Raw genomic sequence first — 24,506 nt, 5'->3', positions numbered from 1 at the left:
GACGATGCGTTCGCGGGCCGACGCCGAAGTCGACGGCGTCCGGGTGCACGCCTTCGAGGTGCCCACCGACGGCCCCGGCGGCGGCGAGGAGGACGGCACGCTCCGCTGGGACTCCACGACCCTCGTCCTCGTCGAGGCGCGCGCGGGCGGGCGGACCGGGCTCGGCTACACCTACGGCGACGTGTCGGTCGCCGCGTTCGTGGAGTCCGCTCTCGCGCCCGCGGTGCGGGGCGCCGACGCGCTCGCACCACCCGCGGCCTGGGAGCGGATGTCCGCCGCGATCCGCAACGCCGGGCGGCCCGGCGCGGGCGCGATGGCGGTCTCGGCCGTGGACGTCGCGCTCTGGGACCTCAAGGCGAAGCTGCTGGGGCTCCCGCTGTTCAGGGTGCTGCCGGCCTTCCACGACCGGGTGCCCGTCTACGGCAGCGGAGGCTTCACCAACTACCCCCTGGACCGGCTGGCCGCCCAGCTCGCCGGCTGGGTCGAGCAGGGCATCCCGCGCGTCAAGCTGAAGGTCTCGCGGCGTCCGGACGAGGACCCGCGGCGCCTCACCGCCGTCCGGGACGCCATCGGGGACCGCGCCGAACTGTTCGCCGACGCCAACGGGGCCCTGACCCGCAAGGACGCCCTGTACTGGGCGCGGCGGTTCGCCGAGGAGTGGGACGTGCGCTGGTTCGAGGAGCCGGTGAGCTCCGACGACCTCGCGGGCCTGCGCCTCGTCCGCGAGGAGGGCCCCGGGCGGCTGGAGGTCGCGGCGGGGGAGTACGGATTCGTGCTCAGGGACTTCGCCGACCTGCTCGACGGCCCCGCCGTGGACTGCCTCCAGGCCGACGTCACCCGGTGCGGCGGCATCACGGGCCTGCTCCAGGTCGCGGGGCTGTCCGCCGCGCGGCAGACCGACCTGTCGGCGCACTGCGCCCCGGCGGTGTCCGCGCACGCGTTCTGCGCGGTCGACCGCCTGCGCCATCTGGAGTACTTCCACGACCACGTGCGCGTCGAGCACGTGGTCTTCGACGGAACGCTCACCCCGGCGGACGGCGCCCTCGTCCCCGACCCCGGCCGTCCCGGCCTGGGCCTGGAGGTCAGGTGGAGCGACGCCGAGCCCTACCGCACCCACGGAAGCCGCTGAGATCGGAGAGAGATGACCGCGACCGTCCGAGAAGGCCGCGCCGACGTGACGCCGGTGAACCTGCGACTGCCGGGGATCGTCCTCGGGGTGGGGCTCGGCGGGTTCGTCGACGGCATCCTGCTGCACCAGCTGCTCCAGTGGCACCACATGCTGACCAGTACCAACACCGACAACATCGGGGTGAAGTACTACTCGCCGCACACCGTGTCGGGACTGGAGATGAACACGGTGTGGGACGGCATCTTCCACGTCGTGTGCTGGCTGTCGGTCCTGACCGGCCTCGCCCTCCTTTACTCGCGGGTCACGCGGGACCGCCGCCGGGTGTGGACCTCACCGGCGCTGTGGGGCTGGATCCTGGTCGGCTGGGGCCTGTTCAACGTGGTCGAAGGAATCATCGACCACCAGATACTGGGCATCCACCACGTCCACGGCGGCCCTCACCAGATCTGGTGGGACGTCGGGTTCCTGCTGCTGGGCGTCGTGCTGGTCGCCGCCGGCTACCTCGTCCAGCGCACCGCCAAGCCGCAGACCCCGTCCGCGACGCGCCCGCCGCACCCTGGACCTGTCGGATGACCCCCGAGATGCGCGGTCACCCGATGCACGAACACGGCGGGGGCGCGTTCTCCCTGGAGACCTTCCTGCCCCTGGCGGCCGTCGGGCTCATCGCGGCCTGCTACCTGGCGCTGTGGTGGCGGGGCCGCCGCCGGAACCCGGCGCGGGGACCGGGACGGACGCGCGCCGCGGCGTTCCTGACCGGCTGCGCGCTGCTCGCCATCGCTCTGTCGGGCCCCGTGGACGCCTTCGCCGGTCGCGACTTCCGCGGGCACATGCTCCAGCACCTCATCATCGGCATGTACGCGCCGCCGGCGCTGGTGCTGGGCGCCCCGATCACCGTCCTTCTGCGGGCCGTTCCCGCCTCCCGCGCCAGGCGTCTGACCGGCGTCCTGCGCAGCCTCCCCCTGCGGATCCTGGCCCACCCGGTGACCGCGCTGGTGCTGAGCGCGGGCACCCTGCCCCTGGTGTACTTCACCCCGCTGTACAACGCCACGATGGAAGACGCGGGGCTGCACATGGCGCTGCACGTCCACTTCCTGCTCTCGGGCTGCCTGTTCGCCTGGGTCATCGCGGGCCCGGACCCCGCCCCGTCCCGTCCCGGCGTCCTGGCGCGGCTGGTGGTCCTGGGCGTGGCGGTCGCCGTGCACGCGACCGTCTCCCAGCTCGTCTACGGCGGTTTCCTCATCGACATCCACGCGCCCATCGCCCAGGTCCGCGGCGGCGCCGAGCTCATGTACTACGGCGGCGACATCGCCGAACTCCTGCTCGCCTTCGCCCTCGTCGCCACCTGGCGCCCCGCCCACCGCCCAGCCGAGCGCCCCGTTCCGGCGTTCTCGGGGTCCATCGATCCAGGATCGGCGGGCCGTGAGAGCCGGGCAAAACCCTTTACGGGCGCCGGAGGGCGGGCCGGTCAGGGGGTCAGTGGGGAGTCATGGCCGGGGTGAACCTGACGGGGAGGGAGGCCAGGCGGCGGACCCAGAACGACGGGAGCCACAGGAGTTCGTCCGGTTTGACGGCGAGTTCGATGTCGGGCAGGCGGTCGAGCAGGACCTCGACCGCCGTCCTGGCGACGACCTCGGCGAGCTCCGGGGCGGGGTAGGGGCAGCCGTGGTCGCCGTGGCCGAACGACAGGTGGGCGCGGTTGCCGGCGCTCGCGCCCTGCGCGGGCGGCTGGACCTGGGGGTCGGCGTTGGCCGCGGCCCAGCCGAGGATCAGCATGTCGCCCGGACGGATCTTGCGGCCGGCCAGCTCGCAGGAGCGCACGGCGAAGCGGCCGATGTTGTTCTGGGACGGGGTGTCCTCCCACAGCACCTGGTTCAGGGCCTGCGTGACGCTGCCGCGGCCGCCCTGGAGCGTCACGGCGAACTGGTCGTCCACCAGCATCAGCCGCAGCGTGTTGCCGATCCAGTGGCCGGTCGGCAGGGTCCCGGCGCTGAGCATGGGGATCAGGTCGCTGATCAGCTCGTCGACGGTGTAGCCGGCGGGGTGCTGGAGCAGGCGGGAGGTGACGTCCGCGCCGGGGTGCGCCCTGCGGGTCTCGGCCAGCCGGCGCATGGTCTCCTGGAGCCGCTGGTAGGCCGCGACGGCGCTCTCGTCGGAGCCCGCCACGGCCTGGATGTCGCGGATCATGTCCGGCACCTCGGCGTCGGGGACGCCGAAGATCCCCACCATCACCATCGGGGGAAGCCGGTCGGCGAACTGGCTGCCGAGGTCGGCCTCGCCGTCCCCCGCGAACTCGTCGATCAGATGGTCGGCGACGCGCTCGCAGATGCCCGCCAGCTCGGTGCGGTCGACCGCGTCCAGCGCGTCGCTGATCGCCGCGCTGCGCCGGTGGTGCTCCTCGCCCTCGGCGAGCATCACCGAGGGGTTCCAGCCGACGAACGGCAGCAGCGACCAGTTCTCCGGGACCATGTCCCAGGCGTTCCAGCGGCGGGTGTCGCGGGCGAACAGCGCGGGGTTGCCGGTGACGTGGTTGACCTCCCGGTACCCGATCACGTACCAGGCGGGGATGTCGCCCTCGAGCAGGACGGGCACGACGGGGCCGTGCTCGCGCCGCATCCGTTCGAAGAAGTCCTTCGGCCGCTGGTCGAAGTCCTCCCCGTACAGGCGGACGGCGTTCTCGTCGGCGGGGGGCCGGACGGTCTCGTCGGTCACTGCGCGGCCTCCTGGAGCGCGGCGGGGTCGTGGAGGGTGGTGAGGTGCCGGACGAGCGTGATCAGCACGCTCTTGGAGGACTCGCGCTGCCGGGCGTCGCAGTCGACCAGGGGGACGCCCTCGGGAAGGGACAGCGCGTCGCGGACCAGGTCGAGCGAGGGGCGCGGCTCGGGGCCCTCGAACCGGTTGACGGCCACCACGAACGGCATCTTGTGATGCTCCAGCCGGTCGAGCGGGTAGAAGGACTCCTCCAGGCGGCGCGTGTCCACCAGCACCACCGCGCCCAGGCTGCCGGAGAACAACTGGTCCCAGATGAACCAGAACCGCTGCTGGCCGGGGGCGCCGAACAGGTAGAGCACGCGGTGGGCGTCCAGGGAGATCCGGCCGAAGTCGAAGGCGACCGTGGTGGTCCGCTTGTCGGCGACGCCGCTCGGGTCGTCGATGCCGACGCCCGCCTTCGTCATGACCTCCTCGGTGCTCAGCGGGCGGATCTCGGAGATCGAGCCGACCATGGTGGTCTTCCCGACGCCGAACCCGCCCACGATCACGATCTTCAGCGCGTCCCGGACGCTGCTGCGCAGCGGAACGCCGCCCGCGGTCGCCGGGGCCGGTGCGCGGTCAGAGGGCTTTGAGTCCAACGAGCACCTCCTTCAGGGTGTCCAGGTCGGCCAGGTGGGTCGTCGCGGAGGCCGACGTCGGATGGCGGACGGTGATGTGGCCGGTGTCGCGCAGGTCGAGCAGGAGGATCTTCACGACGCTCACCGGCAGCCGCAGGTGGGAGGACAGCTCGACGACGGCCACCGGCTCGTTCCGGCACAGCCGCAGGATCGCGACGTGCTCGGACTGCATGCCCGGCGCCGGGTCGTTCTCCGCGACGATCAGCGTGACGAGGTCGAGGTCGGCGTCCGCGGCCCGGCTGCGGCCACCGGTCACGGTGTACAGCCGGTCCGGATCGTCGAGATCCAGGGGGCGCGGGTTCATCTCGACGCGGACGTGCGCGGAGCCGCGGTCAGATAGCCGCCGATCTGCTCCACGAGCTCGTTCATGCTGTGCCCGACCAGGCCGACGTCGGCGTCGTCGCGGGCCACGACGGCGAGGTGCGCGCCCTCGCCGGCCGGGATGATCAGCAGCAGCCCGCCCGGGAACTCCACCATCGCCTGGCCGGCGCCGACGCCCTGGCCGAACTCGTGGGAGGCGGTCATGGACAGGCTCTGGATGCCCGAGGCGATGGCCGCGAGCTGGTCGGCCCGGTCGTTGTTCAGACCGGGGGTGTGGCAGATCTTCAGGCCGTCCCGGGACAGCACCAGGACGTGCTGGACGCCGGGGGCCCGTTCGGCGAGGGACGTCAGCAGCCAGTCGAGTCGACGCTCATCGGTGCTCATCAAGATCACGGGGCGCCGTCCGCCGCAGACGCGGGCCCCTGCCTCCTATCTGTCGATCCTGCGGTCCGGACGAGGCCGCCGGGACCGGTCGGCCGGCGCCCGTCCGCGGGACGGGCGCCGGGTCATGAGCTACTGATCGGGGTCTTCGGTGGACGGGACCTGCTCGGCGTCGCCGGTCTCGGCGCCGCCGGTCGTCCGGTGGCTCCCCGATGTGGACGCGCGGAACGCGGCGAACCGGGCCCCCGGGTCGCGGGGGAGGGGCGGCGGGGCCTCCTGCGGCTCCACCACGTCGGTGAGCGTGGCGCCGCGACGGCGCTTGGGCAGGTACGCGGCCGGGTCGGCGGCGTCCGCCGCGGTGGCCGCGGGCGCCGCCGCGGCGGCCATGGCGGGGGCGGGTTCGCGGGCCGGTCCGCGGGCGTGGGCGCCGGTGCTCCTCGGCGCGTTGCGGATGGACTCCGCCAGGGTGCCCGCTCCGGCGCCGCCGGAGGAGTGGGTGACGAGCTGGCGCGGGATCAGCACGACGACGCCGACGCCGCCGCGCGAGGACGGCCGGAAGTTGATCCGCAGGCCGTGCTTGCCCGCCAGCCGCCCGACCACCGCGAGGCCCAGCCGGGTGCCGGGCAGCGACGTCAGGTCGGCGGCCTCGGAGACCAGCCGCTCGGCGCGCTCGCGCTCGCGCTGGCGCATGCCGAGCCCGCTGTCCTCGACCGTGATGACGATCCCGGCGTCCTCCTCCTCCGCGTAGACGTGCACGGCCGAGCCGTGAGGGGAGAAGTTGGCGGCGTTGTCCATCAGTTCGGCCAGCGCGTGCATGACGCCCTCGGCCGCGAACCCGGCGATGGCGGCGGTGCTGGTCGAGTGGTACTGGACGCGCTGGTAGGACGCGATCCGCCCCATGGCGCCGCGGATGACGCTCTCCAGGACGATGGGCTTGGTCCAGCGGCGCCCCGAGCGCCCGCCGCTGAGCAGCGCGATGCTGTCGGCCAGGCGCCCCATCTGGGAGACGTGGTGGTCGAGGTCGAGCAGGTCGCCGAAGACCTCGTCCTCGCTGTAGCGGTCCTCCAGCTCCCGGAGCTGGGCGAGCATGCGGGTCGTCTGCGCCTGGATCCGCGCCGCCGCGGCCGCGGAGGCGGCCATGGCCGCCGCCCGGGTGCGCTCCCCGGCGGCCACGTCGTCGGCGAGCGCGCGCAGGAGCCGGTCGAGCGCCGCGTGCGCGGGCGCCGGGAACTCGGCCAGCACGGCGGCGGCCGAGGCGCGGTCGCCGCGGATCCGTTCGATCAGGGCGGGCAGCGTCGAGTCGGCGAGCCGGTCGACCTCCTCCTCCAGCGCGGCCAGCTCGCCCTCGGCCCGGGACGCGTGCCGCTCGCTCGCGGCGACGCCCTCGGCGACCAGGCGCACCAGGCGGCCCAGCAGGTGGTTCGGGACGGCCTGCAGCTCGGCCAGGGTCTCGTCCGGCGCCGCTCCGGCGTGGAGCCGCTCGATCAGCGCCGGGAGCGGTCCGTCGACCAGTTCCTGGAGCCTGCGCTCCAGGAGGTCGCTCTCGCTCTCGACCCGGGCCAGCCGCGCGCGGGCGGCCCGCGCGCACTCGGCGTAGTAGGCCGCGGCCCCGACGGCGATGCTCACCAGGAGCGTCCCCGCCCCGCCGCCGAGGGCGACGATGGTCCGCGCTGCCTCGTCCACGGCGAGGAGCGCCCCCAGCCACGCGCCGCCGCTGACGATCGCCACGATCAGCCAGACCCAGAAGGCGCGTTCCAGCGCGGCGCGCTCGGTGCGTGCTCGATCCGCTCCTGTTGCCATCCCTCGTGTCCCTGTGAGCGTCGGTGACTGGCGCGCAGGACTTTCTCGACCCGCTGCACGGTGGTCATATCGGTATAAGGCGTGACAAGGATGCACCAAAACGCCGGGGCGCACAGGTGATCACAAGAAAAAGGGTGATCTTCCCCGGTCGCATGGCGTGCGGGCGCGCCGCGTGCTCGCACGCCTCCGGTCCGGCGGCCCGGCCGCCGGACCGGGGTGGGGGCTCAGGGCCGGACGGGGCCGAGGCTGACCGGCAGGCTGAGCGGGCCGACCGTGAAGAACGACGGCGAGTAGGGGATGTCGTCCGGGTCGACGGCGAGGGTGAGGTCCGGCAGCCGCCGGTACAGCGCGGCGAGCGCCAGCCGGCCCTCCAGGCGGGCCAGCGACGCGCCGATGCAGTACCGGGGGCCGTGGCCGAAGCCGACGCGCCCGTTGGACTCCCGGGTGATGTCGAACCGCTCCGCGCTCTCGCCGTGCTCCGCCGGGTCGAGGCCGGCGGCCTGGAAGGCCACCCCGACGGCCTGGCCCTCGGGGACGCGGACCCCGGCGATGGTCACTTCCTTCGCGGTGAAGCGCCAGCTCGTCATCATCACCGAGTGGCGGTAGCGCAGGGTCTCCTCGACCACGTCGGCCCACCGGTCCCCGGCCTTGGCCAGTTCCAGCTGGTCGGGGTTCTGGGACAGCGCCACGATGGCGTGCCCGAGCAGGTGGACGGTGGTCTCGTGCCCGGCGACGAGCATCAGCCACAGCACGCCGACCAGTTCGTCGGTGGTGAGCCGGTCGCCCTCGTCGCGGGCCTCGACCAGGTCGGAGGTGAGGTCGTCGCCGGGTTCCCTCTGCTTGCTCTCGGCCAGTTGGTGCAGGTAGGCCTGAAGGGCGTTCTGCGTCGCGAACGCCTCCTCCGGCGGAGTGGTGTGCGCGAGCAGCGTCGCGGTCCACTCGCGCATCCGGGGGCGGTCCTCGGCGGGGACGCCGAACAGCTCGCAGATCACCCACATCGGCAGCGCCTCGGTGAAGGCGGGGACCAGGTCGACGACCTCGCCCGCGGACACGACGTCGTCGAGCAGGCCCTCCACGATCTGCTGGACGCGCGGCTCCAGCGCCTGCACCCGCGCGGGCGTGAACGCCTTGCCGATCAGGCCGCGCAGCCGGCGGTGGTCGGCGCCGTCCTTGGTGGACAGGTGGCCGCCCTCGACGATGGCGCGCAGCGGCCAGTCCTCGGGGATCGACCCGTCGTGCAGGGCGGGCCAGTGGCGCGGGTCGCGCAGGAAGGTGCGGTTGTCCCCGGCGAGGATCTCCCGGACGGCGTCGTGGGTCAGCGCCAGGTAGGCGGGGACGCCGCCGGGGAACTCCACCTCGACCACGGGAGCGATCTCCCGCAGCCGACGGCAGGTGTCGAGCGGGTTCTCGTTCGCGGCGGGGAAGGGGGGCAGGGGGCTCGTCGTCATTCTGTCCCATTCGGAGATGAGGTAAGTGACAGATGGACCATCCTTTCCTCTGTGATCACCGCGCGGCAAGATTTTCACTAAATAGGTGTTATGTCATTTCGTGTGGTACTCGCAGCGGACGAACCCGTGCCGGGCGCGGCGGTCCAACGGGTGACGTCAACTCGGCTGACCCGTGTGTTAACAGATCATCCGAACGTGTTACCTTGTGTGGCGCCCGGCCTCCGCCGACAGCCCGTCGCGCGCGCCGGCCACGGGAGGTTCCGGATGGTCGAGCAGGGCGGAGGCGCGCGCGGACCGGAGCGGCGCCGGCAGGACATCGCCGACATCGTCCTGTCCGCCGGGTCGGTCTCGGCCGCCGGGCTCGCCGAGCGCTTCGGCGTCAGCCTCATGACGATCCACCGCGACCTCGACGAGCTCGCGCGCCAGGGCGTCGTCCGCAAGCACCGCGGCGGGGTGACCGCGCAGCCGTCCGGGGTGTTCGAGAGCAGCGTCGCCTACCGGATGAAGTCGATGCGGCCCGCCAAGGACGCCATCGCCGCCAGGGCCGCCGAGATGGTGGAGCCGGGCATGGCGGTCATGCTCGACGACTCCACCACGGCGCTGGCGCTGGCGCGCAGGCTGGCCGGCGTGGCGCCCCTGACCGTCGTCACCAACTTCCTGCAGGCCGTCAACCTGCTGTCCGCCGAGCGCGACATCCGGCTGATGGCGCTCGGCGGCGACTACGACCCGCTGCACGACTCGTTCCTCGGGGTCTCGTGCGTTGACGCGATCGAGGCGCTCAACGTGGACCTGTGCTTCGTGTCGACCTCCGCGGTGTCCGGCGGGTTCGCCTTCCACCAGGAGCAGCGCATCGTGTCGGTGAAGCGCGCGATGCTCGGCGCGGCCGCCCGCAGCGTGCTGCTGATCGACCACTCCAAGCTCAGCCGGGTGGCGCTGCACCGGGTGGCGCCGCTGTCGGCGTTCGACCGCGTCATCGTCGACGACGGCGCCGGGGCCGACGCGCTGCGCGGGCTCGACGAGCACAAGGTGGCCTACGAGCTGGCGACGGCCTGACGGTCCCGCCGGGCCGGACGCCCACCGGACACCCCCTGATCGCGCCGGTGACGGCGTCCCCGCACGGGTTCGGCACCGCCGGAATCGACCCGATCCCGGACCTTGACACCCTGATCAGCGCCCTCCTACTCTCAAGCTCACATTTTTAACGTTAACTTCACAGCCCACCTTGTTGGGATTGCGATCGGAGTGGGTGAGTGACGGGTTCCCTTGGCCGAGGCCTCACGCCCTACGGGCTCCGCTGCGACCACCGGGCGGAACCGCTCGGGGTCGACGAGCCCGCGCCGCTGCTGTCGTGGCGGCTGGCCTCCGGGCGGCGTGGCGACGCGCCCGCGGGCCTCCGGGTCCGGGTCCGCGCCGACGACGGCGCCCCGGTCTGGGACACGGGCGCCGTGGCCGACCCGTCCGCCGTCTCCGTCCGCTACCGCGGCCCGGCGCTGCGGCCCCGCACCCGGTACCGCTGGACGGTCACCGTCACCGACGCGGCCGGCGCCGCCTCGCGGGAGGAGTCCTGGTTCGAGACCGGGATGCTGAGCCCCGCCGCCTGGTCGGCCGTCTGGATCACGCACGACCCGTCCGTCCAGGACGTCATGGACGCGCCCGAGGAGGGCGAGCTCGCCCTCGCCGACCACGGCCTGCAGCCCGCCGTCCGCCTGCGGAAGGCGTTCGAAGCCGCCGCCGCGCCGGTCGCCGCGCGCCTCTACGTCACCGCCCGCGGCCTCTACGAGACGCGCCTCAACGGCGCGCGGGTCGGGGACGCCGAGCTCGCCCCCGGCTGGACGGACTACCGCGACCGCGTCGACTACCAGGTCTACGACGTGACCGACCTGGTCCGGACGGGCGCGAACATGCTGGCGGCCACGGTCGCGGACGGCTGGTGGAGCGGGTTCGCCGGCTTCGACGAGCGCCGCGCCGGCGCGCACTACGGAACGTTCCCGCAACTGCTGGCCGAGCTTCACCTCGTGCACGCCGACGGCTCCGCCGACGTCGTCGCGACCGGCGACGACTGGCAGAGCGCGCGGTCGCCCTTCCGGTACGCCGACCTGCTCAAGGGGGAGTGCCACGACCTGCGCCGCGAGACCCCGGGCTGGGACCTGCCGTCCGGCGGCCGCGACGGCGCGGGATGGCGGCCCGCCTGGGTCGCCGCCACCGACCGGAGCCGGCTCACGGCCTCGGTCGCGCCGCCGGTCCGCGCCGTCCGGGAGCTGCCGGCGCGGTCGGTCGCCCGCGTCTCAGGCGACCGGTTCCTGGTCGACTTCGGGCAGAACTTCGCCGGACGCGTCCGGCTCACCGCCCGCGGGCTGACCCCCGGCGGCCGGGTGGTCGTCAGGCACGGCGAGGCCCTGGACGAGGCGGGCGCGCTCTACACCGCCAACCTGCGCACCGCCGACGCGACGGACGTGCTGATCGCCGGGGAGGACGCCGAGGCCGTCTTCGAGCCGCGCTTCACCTACCACGGCTTCCGGTACGCCGAGGTGACCGGCCTGAGCTCCCTAGCCGCGGCCGACGTCACCGGGGTGGTGCTGCACAGCGACACGCCCTGGGCGGGGGACTTCACCTGCTCCGACCCGGACGTCGACCGCCTCCACCAGGCGATCTCCTGGGGGCAGCGCTCCAACTTCGTCAGCGTCCCCACCGACTGCCCGCAGCGCGACGAGCGGCTCGGCTGGCTGGCCGACGCGCAGGTCTTCCTGCCGACCGCGTGCCTCAACGCCGACGTCGCCGCGTTCTTCGACGGCTGGCTGCGCGAGGTGCGCGGCGCGCAGTCGCCGGACGGCGCGTTCGGCAACGTGGCACCCAAGATCGCGGGCGTGGCCGACGAGGGCGCGCCCGGCTGGGGCGACGCGGGCGTCCTCGTTCCCTGGCACCTCTACCGCGTGTACGGGGACGAGCGCTTCCTGGAGCGCAACCTCGACGCCATGTGCGCCTGGGTCGACCACGTCCACCGGCACAACCCCGACCTGGTGTGGACCCGCCGCACCGGCCCGCACTTCGCCGACTGGCTCGCGCCCGCCCCCACCCCGCGCGACGTCCTCGCCACCGCCTACTTCGCCCGCAGCGCCGCCCTGACGGCGCGCGCCGCCGAGATCCTCGGCGCGGACGAGGCCGCGGCCCGGTACGGCGCGCTCGCGGCCCACGTCCGCAAGACGTTCGCCGAGCGGTTCGTGTCGCCGGACGGGCGGGTCAGCGGCGACACCCAGACCGCCTACCTGCTGGCCCTGGCGTTCGAGCTGCTCCCGGGCGAGCTGGTCCCGGGCGCGGTGCGTCGCCTCGCCGAACTGGTCGAGGAGGCCGGGCCCGGCCTCACCACCGGGTTCCTCGGCGTGGGGCTGATCGCACCCGTCCTCGACGCGCACGGCCGCGCCGACCTCGCGCACGCCCTCCTGCGCCGCACCGACCCGCCCTCCTGGCTGTACCCGCTGCGGCACGGCGCGACCACCGTGTGGGAGCGCTGGGACGGCTACACCCCCGAGCGCGGGTTCCAGGCCGCGGCGATGAACTCGTTCAACCACTACGCGCTCGGCTCGGTCGGCGAATGGCTCTACCGGGGCGTCGCCGGACTCGACCAGGCGCCCGGCTCGGCCGGGTACCGCGACCTGCTGATCCGGCCGAGGCCCGGCGGGCTGACCGAGGCGAGCGCCCGCTACGAGTCGGTGCGCGGGCTCGTGTCCACCGCCTGGACCCGCCGCGACGGCGTGTTCGACCTGCGGGTGGCGGTGCCGCCGGGCGCGACCGCCACCGTCCACATCCCCACCGACGACCCGGGCGGGGTGCGCGAGAGCGGGATCCCGGTGGCGGACGCCCCCGGGGTCTCGGTCGCCGGAACGGCGCGGCGGGAGCTCCGCTGCCGGACCGGCTCGGGGGAGTACCGCTTCACGGCGCCCCTTCAATGACGTCCGTCCCCACGCGGGACGGCCGCGGCCGGGACCGCCGCCACCCCGGCGGTCCGCGCCGCGAACGCGAGGAGGAAAGATGACATCGTCGTTCCAGAACGCGGCCCTCAGCCGCCGAGGATTCCTGCGGATGTCCGGAGGTGTCGCGGCCGCGGCCGCGCTGCCGGCGGGACTGGCCGCCTGCGGGGGGTCGTCCGGCGGCTCGGGGACCCTGCGCCTGGTGGGGGTCGCCGACCAGCAGAAGGCGCTCGACCTGCTCACGAAGGCCTACACCGGAGCCAAGTTCAGCACCTCGTTCGCACCCACCGACCAGGTGCAGACGTCGGTGCGGACCCAGCTCGGCGCCGGCAACGCCCCCGACCTGCACGTGGTCTTCCCGGGCAACGGCAGCGCGATGAGCATGGCGCAGATCGCCCAGGCGGGGCTGCTCGCCGACCTGAGCGGCCAGGCGTGGACGAAGAAGATCCCGGCGAGCCTGAAGCCGGCGTTCCAGAAGGACGGCAAGACCTTCCTCTACTCGGCCGGGTCGAGCGTCATCGGCGCGATCTACAACACGAAGGTCTTCGAGAAGGCCGGAGTGGAACCGCCGAAGACCTGGAGCGAGTTCCTCGACGTCTGCGAGAAGCTCAAGAAGAAGGGCACGGTCCCGATCGCGCTCGGCGCGCAGACCCCCTGGGTCACGCAGCTGATCACCTACGCGCTGGTGCCGTCCACCGTGTACGCCAAGAACCCGCAGTTCGACAGCCAGATGCGGGCGGGGTCGGCGTCCTTCGCCCAGTCCGGCTGGGTGCAGGCCCTCGACATGTACCTGGAGCTGCAGAAGCGCGGCTACTTCAACGACAACCCCAACGGCACGACCTTCGAGCAGCAGACGTCCATGGTCGCGACCGGCAAGGCCGCCATGGCGATCCAGGTCTCGGCGGTCCTGCCCGACTTCCGCAAGGCGGCGACGAACGCCGCCGACCTGTCGATGTTCCCGGTGCCGGGCGCGGACGACGCGGCGCAGGTGCGGATCCCCGCCGGGGTCGTCGTGGGGCTCGGCGTCAGCGCCCGCAGCAAGAACAAGGAGGCCGCCGAGAAGTTCGTCGCGTTCCTCGGCGAGCAGCAGAACATCAACCGATGGGCCGAGGCCGTCGCCTGCGTCCCGCTCGTCCGCGACTCCTCCTCCAAGATCGACCCGGTTCTGCAGCCGTTCCTGCCGTACCTCGACGGCGACAAGGCCGACCCGTTCATGGACCAGGCGTGGCCGAACGCCGAGGTGCAGCCCGCCCACTTCGCGCTGGTGCAGGAGCTGCTCGCGGGCAAGACGACGGTGGCCGAGGGCCTGGCCAAGCTGGACGAGACCTACCGGAAGAAGTAGCCCGTGCCCCCCACCGCACGTCCGGCACCGGCCGCTTCGGCGGCCGGTGCCGCGGGACCTCCCGAGAGCGCGGCGCGCCTCCCGGCGCCGCCCCGCCGCCGGCGCGGCGGGTTCCTGAACCCGCCGTGGTGGTTCGCGGCGCCCGCCCTGCTGGTGTACGCGCTGATCGTCCTGTATCCGAGCGCCAGCGGCATCGTCTACGCCTTCACCGACTGGAACGGCATCGGCGACCGGTCGTTCGTCGGCGTCGACAACTTCGACCGCCTGCTGCGGGACGACGCCGCGCGCGGGTCGCTGGTCAACACCCTGCTGCTGACGGTCGCGATCGTCGTCGTCCAGAACGGCATCGGACTGCTGCTCGCGCTGGGCGTGCACACGCGCATCAGGTCGCGGGCGGTGCTGCGGGTCGTCTTCTTCGCGCCCGCCGTCGTCAGCCCCGTGATGGTGGCGTTCCTGTGGAAGTACGTCTACAACCCGGCGCCGGACGCGGGGCTCAACGGGATCCTCGGCGCGGTGGGGCTCGGCTCCCTGCGCCAGGACTGGCTCGGCGACCCCTCGCTCGCGCTGTGGTCGGTGGCCGGCATGGTGATCTGGCAGTTCTCCGGCTACTCGATGGTCATCTTCCTCGCGGGGCTGGAGGGGGTGCCCGTGGAGCTGCACGAGGCCGCGATGATCGACGGCGCCGGGCGGTTCCAGCGGTTCCGCAGCGTGACGTGGCCGCTGCTCGCGCCCGCCGTCACCATCAACGTCATGCTGTCCACCATCGGCGGGCTCAAGCTGTTCGACCAGGTCTACGCGGCCACGAGCGGCGGGCCGGGCCACGCCAGCGAGACGCTCTCAACGGTCCTGTACAAGCAGGCGTTCGTGTTCGGCAACTACGGCTACAGCACGGCGATCGCGCTGGTCCTGGCGCTGTTCGTCGCCGCGGTCTCGCTGATCCAGATCCGGTACCTGCGCGGTCGGGAGGTGGCATGAGCCTGCGTTACGGACTGCGCACGTTCGTCCTGGAAGTCGTGATGATCGCGGTCGCGCTGGCGTTCCTGTTCCCGGTGTACGCGCTCGTCACGCTGTCGCTGAAGGACAAGCAGCAGATCGCCTCGGCGCCGCTGTCCCCGCCGTCGTCGCCGACGCTCGGCAACTACTCCGACGCCTGGTCGCGGGCGTCGCTGGGCTCGGCGCTGCTGAACAGCACGGTGATCACGGTGGTGAGCCTGGTGGCGCTCATCGCGATCGGGGCGTTCGCGGCCTACTTCCTGGCCCGCTGCGCCTCGCGGCTCGGCTACACGCTGTACGTGCTGTTCCTGCTCGGCATCGTGCTGCCGTTCCAGCTCGGCATGATCCCGCTGTTCAAGCTCGCCGACTCGGCGGGCCTGCTCGGCACCTACCAGGGAATGATCATCTTCTACACCGGCATCCAGCTGCCGTTCACGATCTTCCTGTACACGGGGTTCATCCGGGCGCTGCCGGGCGACTACGCGAACGCGGCGCTGATCGACGGCGCCGGCCACCTCCAGGCCTTCACCCGGGTCGTGTTCCCGCTGCTGCGGCCGATCACCGGCACGGTGCTGATCCTCAATGCCGTGTTCATCTGGAACGACTTCTTCACACCGCTGCTGTACCTGGGCGGATCGGCGCGGGAGACGGTGCCGGTGCGGGTCTTCGCCTTCGTCGGCCAGTACGTCTCGGACTACGGCCTGGTCTTCGCCGGCCTGGTCCTCGCCGCCCTCCCGATCATCGTGATCTTCTTGGTGCTGCAGAGGTATGTGATCAAGGGTTTCGCGAGCGGGCTCAAAGGATGAGCGGAGCGAACCGGGGGGTGTGGGGGGTCGTCCCCCCACAGGGCATGGGGATGAGCGGAGCGAACCGGGGGGTGTGGGGGGTCGTCCCCCCACAGGGCATGGGGATGAGCGGAGCGAACCGGGGGTGTGGGGGGTCGTCCCCCCACAGGGAGCGGCGATGAGAGTGGTCTCGGGGCGGTTGGGGGCGGTGCTGGATGCGCCGCCGCGGGCGTTCTCGCCTGCGCCCATCTGGTGGTGGAGCGGGGAGCGGCTCGACCGGCGGCGGTTGCGCGACCAGCTCGAGCGGTTCGCCGAGGGCGGCGTCCACAATCTGGTGGTGCTGAACCTGGCGCCGTCCGGTCCGATGTTCGGCGCGGACGCCGACGATCCGCCGTTCTTCTCCGACGGGTGGTGGGACCTGCTGGACGCCGTCTGCGAGGACGCCGCCGAACTGGGCGTGTCCCTGTGGTTCTACGACCAGCTCGGGTTCTCCGGCGCCGATCTGCAGGCCCGCCTGGTGCGCGACGTCCCGGACTACGCGGGACGCTGGCTCCGGCCGGACGGGGCGGCGGACGTGCGGGGCTTCGACTACCTGTCGGCCGATGCGTGCGCGGCGCTCCTCGACCGGGTGCACGGGGAGTTCGCGCGGCGGCTGGGGCACCGGCTCGGCAACGTGATCGTCGGGTCGTTCCAGGACGAGCTGCCGTCGTTGCCGACCTGGTCGGAGGGGTTCGCCGGGGAGTTCGAGCGGCGCCGCGGCTACGACCTGGAGCCGCGTCTCGCGGCGCTGTGGGGGAGCGGCGGAGAGGACGCCTTGCGGGTCCGCCGCGACTACCATCTCACCCGCGCCGAGCTGGCCGAGGACGCGTTCTTCCGGCCGCTGGCCGAATGGCATGAGCGGTACGGGCTGCTGCACGGCTGCGACCAGCAGGATCCGGCGCGGGCCGGGCTCCCCGTGGACGGGGTCAGGCTGTACGCCGACTACGCGCGCACGCACCGCTGGTTCGGCGCCCCCGGCTCCGACCACCACGGGGACGCCCGGGTCCACTCCTCGCTCGCGCACCTGTACGGCCGGGACCGGACCTGGATCGAGGCGTTCCACTCCAGCGGCTGGGGCGGGACGCTGGAGGAGACCTTCGACTGGCTGCTGCCGTGGCTGCGTGCCGGTGCGACCCTCTACAACCCGCACGCCGTCTACTACACGACCAAGGCGGGCTGGTGGGAGTGGGCGCCGCCGTCCACCGACTGGCGTCAGCCCTACTGGCGGCACCACCGCGTCTTCGCCGACGCCGTCGCGAGGCTCTGCGCCGCTCTCTCGCTGGGGCGGCACGTGTGCGACGTGGCCGTGCTGTTCCCGACCGCGACCGCGCAGGCCGGGACGCGGCTCGACGGCGTGGACCCGGACGCGACGCTCGCCCAGGAGACCTACCGGGATCTGGTCGGCGACATGGCCTGGTTCCGGATGGTGCCCGGCGTGCTCGACCGGCTGGGGATCGACGCCGACGTCGTGGACGACGACTCCGTGCAGCGTGCCACGGTCACCGAGGGACGTTTGGACGTCGCGGACGAGGCGTACGGCGTCGTCCTTCTCCCTTCATGCGCCGTGCTCGAAGGGGAGACGGCGCGCAGGCTCACGGCGTTCGCCGAGAACGGGGGGCGTGTCGTCGCTGTCGGCGCGCTGCCCAGGCTCGGGGTCGGCGACCCGGGCGCCGACGAGGCGGTGGCCGGGCTCCGCGCCGTGCTGGAGGCGGTGCCGGACACCGGCGCTCTCGGTGCCGCCCTCGCGGGTGTCCGCCGGGTGGACGCGCCGGTGCCCGCCCTTGTCCGGGAGGTCGACGGCACAACGCTGGTGTTCCTGACGGCGGCGCCGTCGATGGCCAGCCGCGTGTCGGTGGGACGCCCCGACGAGCGCGGGGCCGATCTCGGCTGGCTCGACGTGACCTACGACTTCGATCCCGGCCGGTACGCGCGGGACATGCGGGTGCGGGTCCGGGGCGTGCGCGGCCCGGCGTTCGTCGCGAGCCCGTTCGGGGGCCCGCCGCGCCGGCTGGAGACGCGCGCGGTGGACGGGACGTGGGTCGAAGCCGTCGTCCCGTTCGACGACGGGCCCGCCGCGCTGCTCCTCTTTCCCGGCGGCGAGGACGTCGCGGCACCGGATCCGGCGCCCGCGACGCGGGAGACGGTCCTCGACCTCGGCTCGTCCTGGACGATGGACCTGGTTCCGACCCTCGACAACGCCTGGGGTGATTTCGCCCGGCCGGCCGGGCGCGACGTTCGTCTAGAGCGGTGGACCGTGAGCCACCGAACGGAGGCGGAGCAGGCGTGGTCCGAGGCGCATGCGACGTTCGGTCCGCACGGTGTCTGGTCCAGGGAGAGCGAGGGACGATGGAAGCCCTTCGTGTACTCCGAATCCCGCGGCATCCGCAAGGACGCCCTGCACCGCGCCTTCCTCGGCCCCAAGGGTCACGTCCCTGAGGAGTTCCTCGATTTCGGGGAGGTCCGGTCCGGGGACGCGGTCGTGTTCCGGACCCGTCTGACCGTGCCGGGAGAAGGCGGTTTCGTGGCCGTCGGCGCCGCGGCCGCCAAGACGCTGCGAGTGGACGGCGCCCCCGTCCCCCTCGACGACCGGGGCCACCTGGCGATCGCCGAGACGCCCCTCCCCTCCGGTGACCATGACGTCGAGGTCCGGCTGGCCCCCGGCGAGGACGTCCGGTTGCGCGCCCACCTCGCCGTCGTCGCCGACCGCGACCGCTACCGGCGGCCGGAGTGGATCACGGCGGCGGGCCCCGCGCGGCCGGGCGCCGAGATCATGCTGAGCGTCCCCCTTCCGGGGGCCGCCGCCGGAGAGGTGGTCCAGGTGGCCTCGGCCGCGCCCTGCCGCGTCCTCGTCGACGGCGAGGAGGTCGGCCGCCAGGGAGGGTTCGACCCGTATGCCGAGCAGGAGGTCCCGCGCGTCGGCCGCTACCGCGTGACGGGCGGCGACCTGACGCTCGTCCTCACCGAGGGCGGCCCCCCTCCCGCGGTCCTCGTGGACGGCCCCGCCGTGTCCGGTGCCGGCTGGACCGCGGCGCGCGACGGCGAGCCCGTGCCCGTCTTGGCGCGGCCTGCCCAGTACGGCGACCCGGCGTCCCTGCACCTGCGGCGGCGGCCCCATCCGCTCCCCGGCGCGGCGTGGCTTGAGGACGATCCGGAAACGGACGTCGTCCTCCCCGCGACGCTCGCGACGCCGGACGCGACGCCGCGGGTGGAGAGGCTGCGTTTCGCCGTCCCGCCCGGGGCGACGGGTATGGCCGTCGACGTCCGCGGCGAACTGCTGGAGGCGACCCTGGACGGGGAGCCCCTGCGACCCGCCCCCGAGATGGTGCTGCCGGGCCCGGAGGCTCCCCCCGCCCGGACGGCGGAACTGCGCATCCGCACCCTTCCAGGCCACCGGGAGGGCGCGGCGCTCGCGGGGCCGGTGCGTTTCACCGTGGGTTCCGGAACCATCGGGCTGGGTGATTGGGAGGACGCGGGGCTCGCCGGCTACAGCGGCGCCGTCCGCTACCGGCGCTCGTTCCGCCTCACCGCACCCGCGTCCGCCGCGACGCTCGACCTCGGACGGGTGCGCGGCACCGCCGAAGTCACCGTCAACGGCGACCCGGCCGGAGTGCGCATCTGCGCCCCGTACCGCTTCGACATCGGAGCGGCCCTGCGCGATGGCGACAACGAACTCGAAATCCTCATCTGCGGGACGCTCGCGCCCTACCTCGACGAGGTGAGCCCCACGCATTTCGTCTTCCAGGGCCAACGAGCCTCGGGCCTCTACGGGCCCGTCCGGCTTCTCATGGAGGCCCCGGCCGCCGAAGGCGCTGACCGGACGGGACGGTAGCGCCGCACGGCGGCCGGTGCCCACGTCACGAACTGGCGCGGGACGGCGGTCGCCTGCGCGTGCGGGGCCGCGGCCGGGGCGGGCGTGACCCAGACCGGTGCCGGGTCAGGGTTCTTGGCGCAGGTGCGGTCGACCAGGCCGCGGTCCGGCGGCACCTTCCCATCGCGGAGGTAGTCGACCAGCAGTACAATTTCACCTTTGTTTCGTCATTGTCCGGAAACGGCATCGGGTGCGCCTCGCCGCCCGGAACGGGGCGCCACCTCGGCGAATTCCTTTCCCGCGTTACCGGGGGAGATCCGCCCGGGAGATCCATAACCCAGATCGATGGCGCGGCGTATGACCACGGGTCGTTTCCGCCCCACAAACTGCGGGCGCACGCTTCCCCGACCCTCCGGGCCCTGGACCCCGGAGCCCTCCGGGCCCTGGACCCGGAGCCCCGCGAATCCGTCCGGTACCCCCACCGGACGCCCGCCCCATGGAGGAAGACCCCCGTGAGAAACAGACGCAGATCGACCCGCTGCCTGCTGGCGTCAATGGCGGTGGCCCTCGGGACGACGTTCCTCGTCGCGCCCGCGAACGCCGCCCCGAAACCCCCTCCCGCCAGCGTCCGCCCCGACGGCGGCGATGCCCGCCACGTGCAGAAGGCCCCGCTCCCCGCCAAGGACCGGCCGCCGCTCTCCGCCGACAAGAACGACCTGAAGAGCAGCCCCGACCAGTCGAAGAAGCCGGCGGAGCACAAGCGTCCTTCCATGAAGGCCGCCCCCAAGACGAGCGCCAAGGCCGCTGCCGCCGCGTGCAGCGCCAGTGACTTCACGAGCCGTTCCGGAAGTGCGCTCGTCCAGCAGATCAAGTCGTCCACGACCGACTGCGTCAACTCGCTGTTCAGCCTCACCGGCACCGACGCGTACTACGCGTTCCGCGAGTCGCAGATGGCGAGCGTCGCCTACGGGCTGCGCGACAACGGGCTCTACTACCCGGGCGACAACACCACCGGCACGGCTCAGCTGGTCCTCTATCTGCGAGCCGGCTACTACGTCCACTGGTACAACCCGTCGACCGTGGGGACCTACGGCCCCACGCTGAAGACGGCGATCCAGTCGGGTCTGGACGCCTACTTCGGCAACTCCAAGTCCTCGACGGTCAGCGACGCCAACGGCGAGGTCCTCGCCGAGGCGGTCACGCTGATCGACAGCGCGGAGGAGAACGCCCGCTACATCTACGTCGTCAAGCGGCTGCTGACCGGCTACAACAGCTCCTACGACGCGTCCTGGTGGATGCTCAACGCGGTGAACAACGTCTACACGGTGCTGTTCCGCGGCCACCAGGTCCCGGAGTTCGTCTCGGCGGTCGGGTCCGACCCGAGCCTGCTCGACACGCTCAACTCCTTCGCCGCCGGCCACCTCTCCCTGCTCGGCACCGACCGCGGCTACCTGACGTCCAACGCGGGGCGCGAGCTGACACGCTTCGTGCAGCACTCCGCGCTGCAGGCCAAGGTCCGGCCGCTGGCCAAGGGGCTGCTCGGGCAGAGCGCCATGACGGGGAAGACCGCCCCGCTGTGGGTCGGCGTCGCCGAGATGACCGACTACTACGACAAGGCGAACTGCTCCTACTACGGCACCTGCGACCTGGCGCAGCGGCTCGCCCAGAACGTCCTGACCATCACCTACACCTGCAGTTCGAGCATCAAGATCCGGGCGCAGGACATGACGGCCGCCCAGCTGTCGGACAGCTGCGCCAGCCTCCAGAACCAGGACGCCTACTTCCACGGCCTGGTGAAGGACGGGAACCGGCCCGTCGCGAACGACAACAACACCACGATCGAGGTCTGCGTCTTCGACTCGAGCACCGACTACCAGACCTACGCCGGGGCGATGTTCGGCATCGACACCAACAACGGCGGCATGTACCTGGAGGGCGACCCGGCCGCCGCGGGCAACCAGCCGCGGTTCATCGCCTACGAGGCCGAATGGGTGCGCCCGGCGTTCCAGATCTGGAACCTCAACCACGAGTACACCCACTACCTCGACGGCCGCTTCGACATGTACGGCGACTTCAACGCCGGTGTCACCACGCCCACCATCTGGTGGATCGAGGGATTCGCCGAGTACGTGTCCTACTCCTACCGCAAGGAGGTCTACGACGCGGCGATCACCGAGGCGGCGAGGAGCACCTACGCGCTCAGCACGCTGTTCGACACCACCTACAGCCATGACACGACCCGCATCTACCGCTGGGGCTACCTCGCGGTGCGGTACATGTTCGAGAAGCACCCGAGCGACGTCTCGACCGTCCTCGGCTACTACCGGTCCGGCAACTGGAACGCCGCCCGGACGTTCCTGACCAGCACGATCGGCACCCGCTACGACAGCGACTGGCGGACGTGGCTCGCCGCGTGCGCGTCCGGCGCGTGCGCGGGCGGCGGGACCGGCGGCAACCAGGCGCCGGCCGCGCGGTTCTCCGCCTCGGCGAACGGCCTGGCGGTCGCCTTCACCGACCAGTCCACCGACTCCGACGGCACCATCGCCTCCCGGCGGTGGGACTTCGGCGACGGCGCCACCTCCACGGCGGCCAACCCGTCCCACACCTACGGCGCGGACGGCACCTACACCGTCTCCCTCACCGTCACCGACGACAAGGGCGCCACCGGCACCGCGACGAAGCAGCTGGCGGTGTCGGCCGGTGGCGGCGGGACGACCGAGTGCACCGGGACGGACACCCGCCAGCTCGGGCAGAACTGCCAGCGGAGCAACCTGTCGGCCACCCAGGGCAACCTGGCCTACCTGTACCTGTACGTGCCGGCCGGCACGCGGTCGATCAAGATCACCTCGTCGGGCGGCACCGGCGACGCGGACCTGTACTACAGCCCCACCACCTGGGCCACGTCGACGTCCTACACCCAGAGGTCCGTCAACACCGGCAACAACGAGACCCTGACCATCACCAGCCCGCCCGCGGGCTACAACTACATCAGCCTCTACGGGAAGCAGGCGTTCAACGGAGTGACGGTGAAGTCCGAGTACTGATCCGACCCCCCGCAACACGATCGCCGGGGCCGGACCGAGAGGTCCGGCCCCGGCTCCGTCACGGCGTGAGCGGCTCCGTCACGGCGTGAGCGGCTCCGTCACGGCGTGAGCGGCTCCGTCACGGGGTGAACGGCTCGGTCTCCGGGTAGTGGCAGGCGACCTGGCGGCCCGCGGCCATCCGGAGGGACGGCGGCTCGGCGCGGCACCGCTCCTGCGCCTTGAAGCAGCGCGGGTGGAAGGGGCAGCCCGGCGGCGGCGCCGACGGGCTCGGCGGGTCGCCGCGGAGCACGACGCGCTCCCGCGCCCGTTCGGCCACCGGGTCGGGCAGCGGGACCGCCGACAGCAGAGCCCTCGTGTAGGGGTGCGCCGGCGCGCCGTAGACCACGTCCCGGGCGCCCGTCTCCACGATCCGGCCGAGGTACATCACGGCGATCCGGTCGCACACGTGCCGGACCACCGCCAGGTCGTGGGCGATGAACACGTACGCCAGGCCGAGCCGCCGCTGGAGGCCGGCCAGCAGGTTGACGATCTGGGCCTGGATCGACACGTCCAGCGCCGACACCGGTTCGTCCGCGACGACCAGCCGGGGGCCGGTGACGAGGGCGCGGGCGATCCCGATCCGCTGGGCCTGGCCGCCGGAGAACTCGTGCGGGTACCGGTCGAGGTGCTCGGCGCCGAGCCCGACGTACTCCAGCATCTCCTGGACGCGGGGCCGCGGGTCCCGCTCGCCCTGCACCCGCAGCGGCTCGGCCACGATGGAGCCGACCGTGTGGCGCGGGTTCAGCGAGGCGAACGGGTCCTGGAAGATGATCTGCAGGTCGCGGCGCAGCGGCCGCATCGCCCGCTGGGACAGCCCGGTGATGTCCTCGCCGTCGAAGGTGATCCGCCCGGCGGTGGGGTCCAGGAGCCGGACGAGCATCCGCCCGGTCGTGGACTTGCCGCAGCCGGACTCGCCGACCAGGCCGAGCGTCTCCCCGGCCCGCACCTCGAGGTTCAGGCCGTCCACCGCCCGGACGGCGCCGCGCCGTGTCCGGAACGTCTTGGTCAGTCCTTCCAGGCGGAGCAGCGCCGTCATCCGGTCGTCCCCTTCGCGGTGGTGAGCAGGTGGCAGGCCGCCTGATGGGACGTGCCGAGGAGCACCGGACGGGTGGTCCCGCACACCTCGACCCGTTCGGCGCATCGCGGATGGAACGGGCACCCCGCCGGCGGAGACAGCGGAGACGGCGGGGCGCCCGCGATCGGGGCCAGCTCGCCGGGCGGGCCGGTGAGCCGGGGAAGGGAGCCGAGGAGGCCGCGGGTGTAGGGGTGCAGGGGCACGGCGAACAGCGCGTCGGCCGGCGCCCGCTCGACGGCCCGTCCCGCGTACATCACCAGGACGTCGTCGGCGACCCGCGCGACCACCCCCAGATCATGTGTGATCATCAGGACCGCCAGCCCGCGCTCGCGCTGGATCCGGGCGATCAGCTCCAGGATCTGCGCCTGCACGGTCACGTCCAGCGCGGTGGTCGGCTCGTCGGCGATCAGCAGGTCGGGCTCGCAGGCCAGCGCCATGGCGATCATCACGCGCTGGCGCATGCCGCCGGAGAACCGGTGCGGGTGGTCGCCCGCCCGCTCCCCGGGATCGGGGATGCCGACGTCGGCGAGCAGCCGGACGGCCTCCCCGCGCGCCGCGCGGCGGGACGCGCCGAAGTGCAGCCGCCGCGCCTCGGCGATCTGCTCGCCCACGCTGTAGTGGGGATGCAGCGACGACAGCGGGTCCTGGAAGATCATCGCGACCTTCCGGCCGCGCAGCGCGCGGACGCGCTCGCGGTCCGCCCCGACGACCTGGGTCCCCGCCAGTTCGATCGACCCGCTCACCCGGGCGCCGCCGAGCAGCCCCATGATCGCCAGGCTGGCCGCGGACTTGCCGGACCCGGACTCGCCGACGATGCCGAGGGTGCGGCCCTCCTCCAGGGAGAACGACAGCCCGTCCACCGCGCGGACCGGCCCCTTCGCGGTACGGAACTCCACGGCGAGGTCCCGGACGCTCAACAGGCTCATGCGTGCTCCTTGCGGGGGGCGACTT

Annotated in this window: 18 protein-coding genes; 10 read left to right on the top strand and 8 right to left on the bottom strand. The window is 72.9% G+C overall.

Going from position 1 to position 24,506, the window contains the following annotated elements; all coding sequences use genetic code 11:
* Nucleotides 1-4: 4 nt before the first annotated feature.
* From BKA00_RS18530 to BKA00_RS18520, 3 genes are read left to right on the top strand one after another with little or no spacing between them, the layout of a single operon-like run.
* On the top strand, nt 5-1,129 hold the full coding sequence (locus BKA00_RS18530; protein ID WP_185026671.1) for an enolase C-terminal domain-like protein: 1,125 nt from the start codon (nt 5-7) through the stop codon (nt 1,127-1,129).
* Between the two features lie 12 nt (nt 1,130-1,141).
* A complete protein-coding gene (locus BKA00_RS18525) occupies nt 1,142-1,702 on the top strand; it encodes a DUF2243 domain-containing protein (protein WP_185026668.1) in 561 nt (186 codons plus the stop codon).
* Nucleotides 1,699-2,628 carry a cytochrome c oxidase assembly protein gene (locus BKA00_RS18520; protein WP_230298540.1) on the top strand — a complete coding sequence of 310 codons (930 nt, stop codon included), beginning with the start codon at nt 1,699-1,701 and terminating at the stop codon, nt 2,626-2,628. Before BKA00_RS18525 ends, BKA00_RS18520 begins: the two co-directional genes overlap by 4 nt.
* Here the strand turns inward: BKA00_RS18520 and BKA00_RS18515 are convergent.
* From BKA00_RS18515 to BKA00_RS18490, 6 genes are all read right to left on the bottom strand, one after another.
* A complete protein-coding gene (locus BKA00_RS18515) occupies nt 2,603-3,838 on the bottom strand; it encodes a cytochrome P450 (RefSeq protein WP_185026666.1) in 1,236 nt (411 codons plus the stop codon). The two genes, BKA00_RS18520 and BKA00_RS18515, sit on opposite strands and share 26 nt — an antisense overlap.
* Nucleotides 3,835-4,476: a GTP-binding protein gene (locus tag BKA00_RS18510; RefSeq protein ID WP_185026664.1), complete on the bottom strand. Its 642-nt coding sequence runs from the start codon at nt 4,474-4,476 to the stop codon at nt 3,835-3,837. Before BKA00_RS18510 ends, BKA00_RS18515 begins: the two co-directional genes overlap by 4 nt.
* Nucleotides 4,457-4,819, bottom strand: coding sequence for a DUF742 domain-containing protein (locus BKA00_RS18505; RefSeq protein WP_185026662.1), 363 nt, complete (start codon nt 4,817-4,819; stop codon nt 4,457-4,459). Before BKA00_RS18505 ends, BKA00_RS18510 begins: the two co-directional genes overlap by 20 nt.
* Nucleotides 4,816-5,220, bottom strand: a complete 405-nt coding sequence (locus tag BKA00_RS18500) for a roadblock/LC7 domain-containing protein (RefSeq protein WP_185026660.1) — start codon at nt 5,218-5,220, stop codon at nt 4,816-4,818. Before BKA00_RS18500 ends, BKA00_RS18505 begins: the two co-directional genes overlap by 4 nt.
* Nucleotides 5,221-5,349: 129 nt before the next feature.
* Nucleotides 5,350-7,017, bottom strand: a complete 1,668-nt coding sequence (locus BKA00_RS18495) for a sensor histidine kinase (protein WP_185026658.1) — start codon at nt 7,015-7,017, stop codon at nt 5,350-5,352.
* Nucleotides 7,018-7,241: 224 nt separating this feature from the next.
* A complete protein-coding gene (locus BKA00_RS18490; RefSeq protein ID WP_185026656.1) occupies nt 7,242-8,465 on the bottom strand; it encodes a cytochrome P450 family protein in 1,224 nt (407 codons plus the stop codon).
* A 264-nt stretch (nt 8,466-8,729) separates the two neighbouring features.
* Here BKA00_RS18490 and BKA00_RS18485 point away from each other — a divergent pair, with 264 nt between their 5' ends.
* The 7 genes from BKA00_RS18485 (at nt 8,730) to BKA00_RS18455 (ending at nt 22,441) form a co-directional block, all read left to right on the top strand.
* Entirely contained in the window at nt 8,730-9,518 is a 789-nt protein-coding gene (locus BKA00_RS18485) for a DeoR/GlpR family DNA-binding transcription regulator (RefSeq protein WP_185026654.1), read from the top strand.
* Between the two features lie 197 nt (nt 9,519-9,715).
* Nucleotides 9,716-12,412 (top strand): alpha-L-rhamnosidase, encoded by a 2,697-nt coding sequence (locus tag BKA00_RS18480; RefSeq protein WP_185026652.1) that lies wholly within the window; start codon nt 9,716-9,718, stop codon nt 12,410-12,412.
* A 79-nt stretch (nt 12,413-12,491) separates the two neighbouring features.
* Complete coding sequence (locus BKA00_RS18475) at nt 12,492-13,772, top strand: ABC transporter substrate-binding protein (RefSeq protein WP_221493204.1); 1,281 nt, start codon at nt 12,492-12,494, stop codon at nt 13,770-13,772.
* A gap of 3 nt (nt 13,773-13,775) precedes the next feature.
* Entirely contained in the window at nt 13,776-14,747 is a 972-nt protein-coding gene (locus BKA00_RS40495; protein WP_185026650.1) for a carbohydrate ABC transporter permease, read from the top strand.
* Nucleotides 14,744-15,571: a carbohydrate ABC transporter permease gene (locus tag BKA00_RS18465; protein WP_185026648.1), complete on the top strand. Its 828-nt coding sequence runs from the start codon at nt 14,744-14,746 to the stop codon at nt 15,569-15,571. The genes BKA00_RS40495 and BKA00_RS18465 overlap by 4 nt, the downstream gene beginning before the upstream one ends.
* Before the next feature lie 157 nt (nt 15,572-15,728).
* Complete coding sequence (locus BKA00_RS18460; protein ID WP_185026646.1) at nt 15,729-19,418, top strand: glycosyl hydrolase; 3,690 nt, start codon at nt 15,729-15,731, stop codon at nt 19,416-19,418.
* Between the two features lie 491 nt (nt 19,419-19,909).
* Nucleotides 19,910-22,441 carry a collagenase gene (locus tag BKA00_RS18455; RefSeq protein ID WP_230298539.1) on the top strand — a complete coding sequence of 844 codons (2,532 nt, stop codon included), beginning with the start codon at nt 19,910-19,912 and terminating at the stop codon, nt 22,439-22,441.
* 118 nt (nt 22,442-22,559) lie between these two features.
* Here BKA00_RS18455 and BKA00_RS18450 read toward each other — a convergent pair whose 3' ends face one another.
* A complete protein-coding gene (locus BKA00_RS18450) occupies nt 22,560-23,516 on the bottom strand; it encodes an ABC transporter ATP-binding protein (protein ID WP_185026644.1) in 957 nt (318 codons plus the stop codon).
* Nucleotides 23,513-24,481: an ABC transporter ATP-binding protein gene (locus tag BKA00_RS18445; RefSeq protein WP_185026642.1), complete on the bottom strand. Its 969-nt coding sequence runs from the start codon at nt 24,479-24,481 to the stop codon at nt 23,513-23,515. The genes BKA00_RS18450 and BKA00_RS18445 overlap by 4 nt, the downstream gene beginning before the upstream one ends.
* Nucleotides 24,482-24,506 lie beyond the last annotated feature (25 nt).

Source organism: Actinomadura coerulea (genome assembly GCF_014208105.1).
In the GTDB taxonomy this organism is placed as follows: domain Bacteria; phylum Actinomycetota; class Actinomycetes; order Streptosporangiales; family Streptosporangiaceae; genus Spirillospora; species Spirillospora coerulea.
This window is presented reverse-complemented; position numbering and strand designations above follow the sequence as displayed.